Origin of the sequence: Streptomyces sp. RGM 3693, assembly GCF_050471125.1 — a bacterium.
Classification (GTDB): domain Bacteria; phylum Actinomycetota; class Actinomycetes; order Streptomycetales; family Streptomycetaceae; genus Streptomyces.
In genome coordinates, this window is sequence record NZ_JBMPPQ010000002.1 from 355,635 (window position 1) to 366,722 (window position 11,088).

General features: G+C 67.9%; 7 protein-coding genes. 5 read left to right on the forward strand and 2 right to left on the reverse strand.

The genetic code is table 11. The features are described from left to right. Positions 1 to 46 precede the first annotated feature (46 nt). Positions 47 to 2,683, reverse strand: a complete 2,637-nt coding sequence (locus ACO0M4_RS18920; RefSeq protein ID WP_430371858.1) for a transglycosylase domain-containing protein — start codon at positions 2,681 to 2,683, stop codon at positions 47 to 49. A gap of 361 nt (positions 2,684 to 3,044) precedes the next feature. Here ACO0M4_RS18920 and ACO0M4_RS18925 point away from each other — a divergent pair, with 361 nt between their 5' ends. The 4 genes from ACO0M4_RS18925 to ACO0M4_RS18940 all read left to right on the forward strand — a co-directional run bounded on the left by ACO0M4_RS18925 (position 3,045) and on the right by ACO0M4_RS18940 (position 6,923). Continuing rightward, positions 3,045 to 3,713, forward strand: coding sequence for a PadR family transcriptional regulator (locus tag ACO0M4_RS18925; protein ID WP_430371860.1), 669 nt, complete (start codon positions 3,045 to 3,047; stop codon positions 3,711 to 3,713). Positions 3,714 to 3,772: 59 nt separating this feature from the next. Continuing rightward, the gene (locus tag ACO0M4_RS18930) at positions 3,773 to 4,855 is read left to right on the forward strand and encodes an inositol-3-phosphate synthase (RefSeq protein WP_430371862.1); all 1,083 of its coding nucleotides are present in this window, start codon (positions 3,773 to 3,775) and stop codon (positions 4,853 to 4,855) included. A 77-nt stretch (positions 4,856 to 4,932) separates the two neighbouring features. Beyond that, the gene (locus tag ACO0M4_RS18935; RefSeq protein WP_430371864.1) at positions 4,933 to 6,192 is read left to right on the forward strand and encodes an MFS transporter; all 1,260 of its coding nucleotides are present in this window, start codon (positions 4,933 to 4,935) and stop codon (positions 6,190 to 6,192) included. Positions 6,193 to 6,317: 125 nt separating this feature from the next. Continuing rightward, entirely contained in the window at positions 6,318 to 6,923 is a 606-nt protein-coding gene (locus ACO0M4_RS18940; RefSeq protein WP_430371866.1) for an LppU/SCO3897 family protein, read from the forward strand. 154 nt (positions 6,924 to 7,077) lie between these two features. Here ACO0M4_RS18940 and ACO0M4_RS18945 read toward each other — a convergent pair whose 3' ends face one another. Continuing rightward, complete coding sequence (locus ACO0M4_RS18945; RefSeq protein ID WP_430371867.1) at positions 7,078 to 8,553, reverse strand: CCA tRNA nucleotidyltransferase; 1,476 nt, start codon at positions 8,551 to 8,553, stop codon at positions 7,078 to 7,080. Between the two features lie 249 nt (positions 8,554 to 8,802). On the opposite strand from ACO0M4_RS18945, the gene ACO0M4_RS18950 reads away from it, so the two are divergent. Continuing rightward, positions 8,803 to 11,058 (forward strand): DUF6049 family protein, encoded by a 2,256-nt coding sequence (locus ACO0M4_RS18950; protein ID WP_430371869.1) that lies wholly within the window; start codon positions 8,803 to 8,805, stop codon positions 11,056 to 11,058. The last annotated feature ends 30 nt before the right edge of the window (positions 11,059 to 11,088 follow it).

Below are 11,088 nucleotides of genomic sequence, written 5' to 3' on the forward strand. Positions count from 1 at the left end.
TCACGTGAAACTTGGCCGACGTTTCACGTGAAACGCTCAGCGGTTCTCAGCCGCCGGTGGGGCCGCCGAAGATGCCTCCTCCGCTGTTGCTCCCACCACTGGTCGGGTCGGGCGACGTCGGAGGCGTCCCGCCGGTGTTACCCCCCGGCCCGCCGGGGCCGCCGTTGCCCCCACCGTTGTTCCCCCCGTGGTTCTTGCAGTGCATGTCCCAGGGGGAGCAGGACTGGGTCGGGGTCGCGGTCGGGGTCGTCGTCGGGGAGGCCGAGTTGCTGGGCGTGTTCGACGGAGTCGGCGGCGCGGAGCTCTGCGTGGGCGTCGGCGTCGGGGACGGCATGCCGGACTCGTTGATGACCTGCCCGATCGGCTGGGCCGACGGGAAGGGCTCCGAGGGGAGACCCTTCATCGCCTGCAGCATGTACTGCGTCCACACCTCGGTCGGCAGCGCACCACCGTGGATCGAGTCGAAACCACCGACACCGTTCATGGACAGCTGGCGGGGGTTCTGCGCGTCCTCACGGAACATGGCGATGGCCGTCGACAGCTGCTTGGTGTAGCCGACGAACCAGGCCGACTTGTTCTCGTCCGTGGTACCGGTCTTGCCCGCGGCCGGCAGCCCCAGCTGCTTGGCCGCCTTACCCGTGCCGTTCTCGACCACGTTCTCCAGCACGTCGGTGACGTTGTTGGCGATGTTCGCGTCGATCGCCGACTGCGGCTTCGGCTTCTCGAAGCCCGGCAGGTCCTTGCCCTCGGAGGTCACCTTGGTCACCGAGTAGGGCTCCGCCTGCGTGCCGGAGGCGGCGAAGGTGGCGTAGGCATCGGCCATGCGGATCGCACTCGGCGTGGACGTGCCCAGCGCGAAGGACGGATTGAGGTTCCTGTCGAAGCTGGCCGGCGAGATCCCCGCGGCCTGCGCCATGGTCTTCACCTTGTCCATCCCGACGTCCATGCCGAGCTGGACGAACGGGGTGTTGACCGACTGCTCCATCGCCTTCCGCAAGGAGATGTAGCCCCAGGGGTAGTTGCTCTCGTTCACCTGGTAGAAGGGCGTGTTGTCCTTCTTGAGGACGTATGTGCCGTCCGAGTTCTTCACCTTGAGGTGGTCGTCGCCGTTGTACTTGCTGTCCGGCGAGAGCGGCTGGTCGCTGCCGGCCTTCCCGTACTTCATCGCCGCAGCCAGGACGAACGGCTTCCAGGTCGAGCCGACCGGCACGCCGTAGGTGTCGGCGTTGTTGCTGAAGTGTCCCTTGTCGTAGCCGTCGCCGCCGTACAGGGCCACGATCTTGCCGTCGCCCGGCACGACCGAAGCGCCGCCGAACTGGACGTACTTGTCCTTATCCGGCCGCTTCTTCGGGTCGATGTACTGGTCGTTGACCTTCTTCACCGCGGCGGCGAGTTCCTTAGTCTTCTTCTCGTCGAAGGTCGTCTGGACGGTGTAGCCGCCCTTGTCGAAGCGGGCCTCACTGACGTCCGTGTGCTTGAGGACGTACTTCTTGGCGACGTCGATCAGGTAGCCGACCTGCCCGCCCTTGCTCGCCACCGGACGGGGCTTCAGCGGTGCGGGGAAGCCCCGTGCCTTGCACTTGGCCTCCTCCGCCGCGGTCAGGTGGTGATTCGCGACCATGCGGTCGAGAATCCACGCCCAACGCTCCTTGGCGCGTGCGGTGTTCAGGGCCGGGGTGGCGTTCGCACCGATGCCGCCCGCCGGGTCGTACAGGTTGGCGCCCTTGAGTGTGGAGGCCAGGAAGGCGCTCTCACTCGGATCCAGCTTGGCGGCGTCCTTGCCGTAATACGCCTGGGCCGCGGCCTGGATCCCGTAGGCACCACGACCGAAGTAGCTGGTGTTCAGGTAGCCCTGGAGGATCTGCTCCTTCGACTGCTTCCAGCCGACCTTGACCGAGATGAACAGTTCCTTGAACTTCCGGTCCAGGGTCTGTTCCTGGCTCAGCATGGCGTTCTTGACGTACTGCTGAGTGATGGTCGAGCCACCCTGGGTGTCGCCGCCCCGGGCCATGTTGACCAAGGCCCGAAGGATGCCCATGGGGTCGACGCCGTGGTCGCTCCGGAAGGAGGCGTTCTCCGCCGAAATCACCGCTTCCTGCATGGAAAGCGGGATTTCGCTGATACCGACCACCTGGCGGTTGGTCTCACCGTCACGGGCCATGACCTTGCCATTGGCCCAGAGGTAGACGTTGTTCTGCGACTTGGAAGCCTTGTTCACATCGGGCACCTGCACCAGCGCGAGACCGACGCCGGCCACGCCGACGACCAGGCCGGCGACCACGACGCACATGCTGGCCACCTGTTTCCAGGACGGCATCCAGCGCCGCCAGCCGGTGTGGTTGGCGCGCGGGTAATCGATGAAGCGCTTCTTGGGCGGCTTCCCACCGCCCCGACCGCGCCCCCGGCCCCCTTCTCCGCCGCCACCTCCGCCACGGCGGCCACCGCCGTACCCGGCGCCACCACCGGACGCCATGGTTGCGGAATCGGATCCCCGCCGGCGGCTGCCTCGTTGGGCGGCCCGACGGGCCTCGGCACGCCCGCCCGGCCGCGGCTCCGGCGGCTGGGGCGTGGCGCCGGCACCCTGCAAAGGGGCCGCACGATGCCCGGAGGGCGGCGCGGCGCGTCTGGCAGCGGCACGCCCGCCACCTTGCGGCTGGGGTGGTTTGCGACGGTGCTCGCTCATGGAACGAATACTCCTCGGGCAGGCGCGCTTTCTCGTCGCCTGAAGGCGGCAGTTGTCTTCAGATCCCCCCGAAGCACGGCCCGTTCCTGACGCGCGGGCCGCACTACACCGAGGTCAGGGACGCCACGTATAGGCCCACGGTTCCCGGCAGTCTGCATGCCGCACAGACTACGCACGGCCAAAACCTGCCCAGTGTTGAAATTCACTCCAAAACAGTCAGGTTGCCTCGCACGAATAAGTGATGTGACGCCGTTCACCGTCCGACTACTTGTTCCGACCAGGGCGCCGTTCTATCGTCTGGATGTATCGAGTCGATACATCAGCACGAGATAAAGACCCCACAGTGCCTGGGAGGCGGAGGATGAGCAGGCGTTCCGGCATCCTCGAATTCGCCGTCCTCGGCCTGCTCCGGGAATCCCCGATGCACGGTTACGAGTTGCGGAAGCGGCTCAACACCTCGCTCGGGGTCTTCCGAGCGTTCAGCTACGGCACCCTCTACCCCTGCCTCAAGGCGCTGGTCGCGAGCGGCTGGTTGGTGGAGGAAACGGGCGGTGCCCCGGAAGGGGTTCCCGCCACGGCACTGACCGGACGCCGTGCCAAGATCGTCTACCGGCTGACCCCGGCGGGCAAAGAGCACTTCGAAGAGCTGCTCAGCCACTCCGGACCGGACGCCTGGGAAGACGAACACTTCGGTGTCCGCTTCGCGTTCTTCGGTCAGACGTCGCGGGATGTGCGGGTGCGCGTGCTGGAAGGCCGCCGCAGCCGGCTGGAGGAGCGTCTGGAGAAGATGCGCACCTCTCTGGCCAGGACCCGCGAGCGGCTGGACGACTACACCCTCGAACTGCAGCGGCACGGCATGGAGTCCGTGGAACGCGAGGTCCGGTGGTTGAACGAGCTCATCGAGAGTGAGCGCGCCGGGCGCGATCAGCGCCCACCGGACTCCGCAGCGCAGGACGAGAACAACCAATCAGGAGACACGGACGGCCTGCCCCGGCACCGGGGTGGTTCCCGGCCGGATCCGTCCGAATGACACCACCACATGAGGCCCTGCCCTACAGGCCCTCATCGAGAACACAGGGAGCAACCGGAATGGGTTCGGTTCGCGTAGCCATTGTCGGCGTGGGTAACTGCGCCGCCTCGCTGGTACAGGGCGTCGAGTTTTACAAGGACGCCGACCCGGACAGCCGCGTGCCCGGCCTCATGCACGTGCAGTTCGGCGACTACCACGTCCGTGACGTCGAGTTCGTGGCCGCTTTCGACGTCGACGCCAAGAAGGTCGGTCTGGACCTCTCGGACGCCATCGACGCCAGCGAGAACAACACCATCAAGATCTGCGAGGTGCCGAACACCGGCGTCCAGGTCCAGCGCGGCCACACCCTCGACGGGCTGGGCAAGTACTACCGCGAGACGATCGAGGAGTCCCCGGCGGCCCCGGTCGACGTCGTCCAGGTCCTCAAGGACAAGCAGGTCGACGTGCTGGTCTGCTACCTCCCCGTCGGCTCCGAGGACGCGGCGAAGTTCTACGCACAGTGCGCCATCGACGCCAAGGTCGCGTTCGTCAACGCCCTCCCGGTCTTCATCGCCGGCACCAAGGAGTGGGCGGACAAGTTCACCGAGGCTGGTGTGCCGATCGTCGGTGACGACATCAAGTCGCAGGTCGGCGCCACCATCACGCACCGCGTGATGGCCAAGCTCTTCGAGGACCGGGGCGTCATCCTGGACCGCACGATGCAGCTGAACGTCGGCGGCAACATGGACTTCAAGAACATGCTCGAGCGCGAGCGCCTGGAGTCCAAGAAGATCTCCAAGACGCAGGCCGTCACCTCCCAGATCCCCGACCGCGAGCTGGGCGAGAAGAACGTCCACATCGGCCCGTCCGACTACGTGGCCTGGCTGGACGACCGCAAGTGGGCCTACGTCCGCCTCGAAGGCCGCGCCTTCGGCAATGTCCCGCTGAACCTCGAGTACAAGCTTGAGGTCTGGGACTCCCCGAACTCCGCGGGCGTCATCATCGACGCGCTGCGCGCCGCCAAGATCGCCAAGGACCGGGGCGTCGGCGGTCCGATCCTCTCCGCTTCCTCGTACTTCATGAAGTCGCCGCCGGTGCAGTACTTCGACGACGAGGCGCGGGAGAACGTCGAGAAGTTCATCCGTGGCGAGGTCGAGCGCTAAGCGCTCCCCCGCACCCCCCTTCGCCGGCCTCCGGGTATTCCTCCCGGAGGCCGGCGGGCTGTGTGAGGCTGTGCCTCATGCATGCTGTGCGCGATCTCCGCGTATTACTCTGGCTACGCGACTTCCGTTCGCTCCTGGCCGCACGGCTCCTCTCCCAGGCCGCCGACGGGGTGTTCCAGGCCGCGCTCGCCACCTTCGTCATCTTCTCGCCCGAGAAACAGGCCTCACCCGAGGCGATCGCCTCCGCCATGGCGATCCTGCTGCTGCCGTACTCCCTCCTCGGGCCGTTCACCGGTGTCCTGCTGGACCGTTGGCGCCGGCGGCAGGTCCTGCTGTACGGCAATCTGCTGCGCACCCTGCTCGCCATGCTCACCGCAGCCCTGATCGCGGTGCAGGTCCCGGACTGGCTCTTCTACGTCTCCGCGCTGTTCGTGACCGCCGTGAACCGCTTCGTCCTGGCGGGGCTCTCGGCCGCCCTGCCCCGTGTGGTCGACGGCGGACAACAGCTCGTGATGGCCAACTCCCTTGCCCCCACTGCCGGGACGCTCGCCATGACGGTCGGCGGCGGGTTCGCCTTCGCCATCCGGCTGGCCGGCTCGGACGTGGACGCGTTCGTGGTGCTGCTGGCCGCGCTGCTGTACCTCTGCTCCGCCCTCACCGCCCTGCGGATGACGCCACAACTGCTCGGACCCGACCCCTCGGTCCTCCAACCACACCTCAAAGACGCCCTGTTGAGCACCGTCCGGGGGCTCGTGGAGGGGCTGCGCCATCTCGCCGCACGCCCCACGCCGGCTGGTGCGCTCACCGCGATGACGCTGGTCCGCTTCTGCTACGGCGCGCTGACGGTGATGGTGCTGATGCTGTGCCGGTACGCCTGGTCCGGCAGCACGTCCGAGGGTCTGGCACTGCTCGGGGTGACCGTCGCCGTGTCAGGAGCCGGATTCTTCGCGGCCGCGGTGGTCACGCCCTGGGCAGTCGGCCGGCTCACTCCGTTCCGGTGGATGGCGTGCTGCGCCGCGGCGGGCGCGGTCCTGGCGCCCGCGCTCGGGCTGTTCTTCCGCCCGGCACCGATGCTGGCGGCCGCGTTCGTCCTCGGTCTGGGCACTCAAGGCACCAAGATCACCACAGACACGGTGGTCCAGTCCTCGATCGACGATGCCTTCCGCGGCCGCATCTTCGCCATCTACGACGTGCTGTTCAACGTCGCCTTCGTCGGCGCCGCCGCGGTAGCCGCCGTGATGCTGCCGCCTGACGGACGGTCCGCGGTGCTGATCGTCGTGGTGGCCGCGCTCTACGCCGTGGTCGCCGCGGCCCTGGTCCGCTTCGGACGCCGTTGACCGTCACGTCCCCGTAGCCGGCGCCCTCGCCTGTGCGGCTCCGCCACCGGAGCCGATACCTTACGGGCGTTCATTCGCGCGTCCGGACACGTCACTTCCGGACACACCAATATCGGGGGACTCCCATGACCACGCCGCCGCAGGGGCACAACCCATACGGCCAGAATCCATACGGGCAGCAGCCGTACGGCCAAGCCGCGTACCCGCAAGCACCTCAGCCGCCTCAGGCCCCGTACGGACCGCCGCCGGTCGGCCAGCCGCAGGGCGGGCCGCCGCCCCAGGGCGGGTACGCCTACCCCCAGCAGCCGCAGCCCCCGTACGGGCAGCAACCGCAGCCGGGTTTCCCCCAGGCGCCGCAGCCGCCCTACATGCAGGGCGGGGGACCCATACCTCCGCAGACCACCCGGCCGTCCCGGTCGCCCAAGGCGGTCCTGAAGGGGATCCTGGCGGTCGTCGCCGTGATCGTCATCGGCGTGGCCTGGGTGAGTTCCTGGAACGACGCCGACACCGCCAAGGTCGGCAACTGCATGAAGAACGACGGCAACGAGATCAAACCTGATCTCAAGGTGGTGGACTGCGGTACGGCGGAGGCCAAGTACAAGGTCACGGCCGTCCATGCCAACACCACGAACATGGAGCTCTGCCCCAAGAACACCACGGCCTACGCGGAGAGCCAGCACAACCGCCACTCCACCACGCGGTTCGTGCTCTGCCTTGAGCCCCTGAAGTAGTACGGGACCCGCGCAGGAACGCTGTGGGGCGGTGTTTCACGTGAAACGGCCGGTCGTGTGCCGCCATGTTTCACGTGAAACCCCGCCCCGTCGCACTCCGCCCGGTTTCACGTGAAACATCGTCGGTTTCACGGCCACACGGGCCTCGGCGCCCTCAGCTCTGAGCGGCCCACCACTCCTTGAGCGCGGCCACCGCGGCCTCGTGCTCCATCGGACCGTGCTCCAGCCGCAGCTCCAGCATGTGCTTGTACGCCGTGCCGACCTGCGGGCCGGGACCGATGCCCAGGATCTCCATGATCGCGTTGCCGTCCAGGTCCGGACGGATCGCGTCCAGCTCCTCCTGCTCCTGGAGCAGCCCGATACGGCCCTCCAGCCCGTCATACGCCCGTGACAGGGCGGCCGCCTTGCGCTTGTTGCGGGTGGTGCAGTCCGAACGGGTCAGCTTGTGCAGACGCCCCAGCTGCGGACCGGCGTCCCGGACGTAGCGGCGGACCGCGGAATCCGTCCACTCTCCGGTGCCGTAGCCATGGAAGCGCAGATGCAGCTCCACCAGCCGCGCAACGTCCTTGATCATGTCATTGGAGTACTTCAAGGCGGTCATGCGCTTCTTGGTCATCTTCGCCCCGACCACTTCGTGGTGGTGGAAGGAGACCCGGCCGTCCTGCTCGAAGCGCCGCGTCTTGGGCTTGCCGATGTCGTGCAGCAGCGCCGCCAGACGCAGCACCAGATCCGGCCCGTCGTCCTCAAGGTCGATGGCCTGTTCCAGCACCGTCAGCGTGTGCTCGTAGACGTCCTTGTGGCGGTGGTGCTCATCGCTCTCCAGCCGCAGCGCGGGCAGTTCCGGGATCACCCGGTCGGCGAGCCCGGAATCAACCAGCAGCCGCAGTCCCTTGCGCGGGTTCGGGGCCAGGATGAGCTTGTTCAGCTCGTCACGGACCCGCTCCGCGGAGACGATCTCGATGCGCTCCGCCATCGCCGTCATCGCCGCGATGACCTCGGGCGCCACCTCGAAGTCCAGCTGGGCGGCGAAGCGGGCCGCCCGCATCATCCGCAGCGGATCGTCGGAGAACGACTCCTGCGGCGTCCCCGGCGTCCGGAGCACGCGGGCCGCCAGGTGCTCCAGACCGTTGTGCGGGTCGACGAACTCCTTCTGCGGGAGCAGAACCGCCATCGCGTTCACGGTGAAGTCCCGGCGGATCAGATCGTCCTCGATCGAGTCGCCGTACGACACCTCGGGCTTGCGCGAGGTGCGGTCGTACGCCTCGGAGCGGTAGGTGGTGACCTCGATGTCGAACGAGCTCTTCTTGCAGCCGACGGTGCCGAAGGCGATGCCGACCTCCCAGACCGCGTCCGCCCACGGCCGGACGATCTTCAGCACGTCCTCCGGCCGGGCGTCGGTGGTGAAGTCCAGATCGTTCCCGAGCCGGCCTAGCAGCGCGTCCCGGACCGACCCGCCGACCAAGGCAAGCGTGAAACCGGCCTCCTGGAAGCGACGGGCCAGGTCGTCCGCGACAGGGGACACCCGCAGCAGCTCGCTCACGGCACGGCGCTGTACGTGGTTCAGCGCGTCCGTCGGCTGCGGGGTCCGCTCGGGCTGCGGGGTGGGGGAGTCATTGTTGGCGTTCGGCACAACAGAAAAGGGTACGTGGCCGCACAGCACCTGGCGTCACGTTAATAAAGGGGACAAGCCCACACGGACTTCCGGGCGTAGCGATCATGTGGAGCAGTCCCCGGCACTACGGCACGCCGGGCCTCGTTACCATTCGTGGACGCACATTCCGACGACCACTGACGACGACGAGGGACGGGCGAGCGCGTGGCCGATGCGGCAGGGTTCCAGGCGACTGAACGGCCGCGTGGCCGGTGGCTGCGAAGGACCGTGACGCTGCTCACCGGAGTACCCCTGCTCGTGGCAACGTTGCAGGTCCCGCACGCCCCCACCGCCCAGGCGGACTCGACGGGCCCCCACCCGGTCAGCGTCACGATCAACGCGATGTCCCCGGCCGCGCCCGGCAAGGACGACACCGTCACCGTCTCCGGCACGCTGACCAACGACAGCAAGAGCCCGATCACCGGCGCCCACGTCGGACTGCACCGCGGCACCGCGCTCAACGACCGCAGCTCCATCGAGGCTGTGACCAAGCGCACCGGCTATCTGTCGGCCGCGGACGGCCCAGAGATCGGCGACCACACCGAGAAGGTCGACAAACTGGACCCGGGCACCAGTCGGACCTTCACCGTCAGCCTCCCGGTCAAGGACCTCGGCCTCAGCGACGACGGCGTCTACCCGCTCGGGGTCACCCTGTCCGGCCACACCACCAGCTCCTCGTACGACCAGGTCCTCGGCATCGACCGGACCTTCCTGCCCTGGCAGGACGCCGCCCCGGCGAAGAAGACCCAGCTCACCTACCTGTGGCCGCTGATCTCCACCACCCATCTGACGGCCGAGACCGGTGCCGACGCCCAGCAGACGCCGGTGTTCCGCAACGACGACCTCGCGGCGGAGATCGCCCCCGGCGGCCGGCTCCAGAAGATGGTCGAGCTCGGCAAGAACCTCCCCGTGACCTTCGTCATCGATCCGGACCTGCTCGCGTCCGTCGAAGCGATGACCAAGACGTACCGCGTGAACGGCCCGGACGGCCCGTTGGGCAAGAACCAGACCGTCGCCATGCAGTGGCTCAACGATCTCGGGAACGCCGTGAAGGGGCACGAGGTCGTCGCCCTGCCGTTCGGCGACCCGGACCTGGCCTCGCTCGCGCACCACGGCAAGAGCGTGCCGAGTTCCCTCAGCCACCTCGGCCCGGCCACCGAGCTCGCCTCGAAGACGGTGGACACCATCCTCGGTGTGAAGCCGCGCACCGACTTCACCTGGCCGGTGAACGGCGCCATCGACTCCTCGATCGTCGACGTCGCCACCTCGGCCGGCGCCCACAACGTCATCACCCGCAGCGACAGCCTGCGGGACAACGGCCTGTCGTACACCCCGACCGCTGCCCGGCCCATCGGCGGCGGCAACACCGCCATCGTCACCGACACCCAGCTCTCCCGGGCCTTCGAAGGCGATATGTCGAAGTCCGGGAACGCCAGCCTCGCCATCCAGGAATTCCTCGCCGAGGCCCAGATGATCGGCCTGGAGAACCCGGAGCAGCAGCGCAGCATCGTCGTCGCGCCGCAGCGCATGCCCTCCGCGCCCCAGACCCAGGCCATGGCCGGCGCGCTGCGGAACCTGGAGCAGGCCAGCTGGACGCAGCCGACGAAGCTCGGTGACGCGGCCAAGGCCAAGCCCGATCCGAACGCCAACCGCCAGATCCCCGGCCGCTCCGCGTACCCGTCGTTCCTGCGCCAGCAGGAGCTCCCCGCCGAAGCCTTCCGGCAGATCGAGGAGACCCAGAGCTCGCTGGACGACTTCCAGGTGGTGCTGGCCCAGCCCGAACGCGTGGTCACCCCGTTCGGCAACGCCATAATGCGCGAGATGTCCACGTCGTGGCGGGGCGACGACAAGGGCGCCGCCGCGTTCCGCACCTCGGTCCGCAGCTACCTCGACGGTCTGACCAAGAAGGTCCGCCTGATCCCCAAGTCGGAGGCGACGCTCTCCGGGCGCAGCGCCACGATTCCGGTGACGGTCCAGAACAACCTCCTGCAGGGCGTCCAGGGCCTGACCCTGCGACTGACCTCGTCGCAGCCCAACCGCCTGGACGTGGGGAAGTCCCAGCAGATCAAGGTGGACGGCGGGCACAGCCAGTCGTTCAAGTTCGAGACCACGGCGAACGCCAACGGTCTCGCCTGGGTGACCGCACAGCTCTACACCGCGGACGGCAAGCCCTACGGTGAGCCCATGACGTTCCGGGTGAACGTCACTGAGATCACCCTCACTGTGATGCTCGTCATCGCGGGCGGTGTGCTGCTACTGGTGCTCGCCGGTCTCCGGATCTACCTCCAGCGCAAGCGGAGGGCGGCCGAGGACACCGAGGACGAGGAAAACGGCGAGGACAACGGCGGTTCCTCCACCGAGGACCAGGACGGCGACGACGGCGGCACGGGCAGTGACGGCCCCGAGCAGCCGAGTGAGCCCACACCGGACACCGGTTCGGAAAAGTCCGGGCCGTCCGGCTCAGGTGAGAAAGTGGACCGTTGATAGGCGACGGAGCCGGATGGCCGGCGACAG

Excerpts from the sequence above, each read along its gene's own strand:
- ACO0M4_RS18940 (WP_430371866.1), top strand. The coding sequence starts at position 6,318 with ATGACCACGCCGCCGCAGGGGCACAACCCATACGGCCAGAATCCATAC.
- ACO0M4_RS18930 (WP_430371862.1), top strand. The coding sequence starts at position 3,773 with ATGGGTTCGGTTCGCGTAGCCATTGTCGGCGTGGGTAACTGCGCCGCC.
- ACO0M4_RS18920 (WP_430371858.1), bottom strand. The coding sequence starts at position 2,683 with ATGAGCGAGCACCGTCGCAAACCACCCCAGCCGCAAGGTGGCGGGCGT.
- ACO0M4_RS18935 (WP_430371864.1), top strand. The coding sequence starts at position 4,933 with ATGCATGCTGTGCGCGATCTCCGCGTATTACTCTGGCTACGCGACTTC.
- ACO0M4_RS18925 (WP_430371860.1), top strand. The coding sequence starts at position 3,045 with ATGAGCAGGCGTTCCGGCATCCTCGAATTCGCCGTCCTCGGCCTGCTC.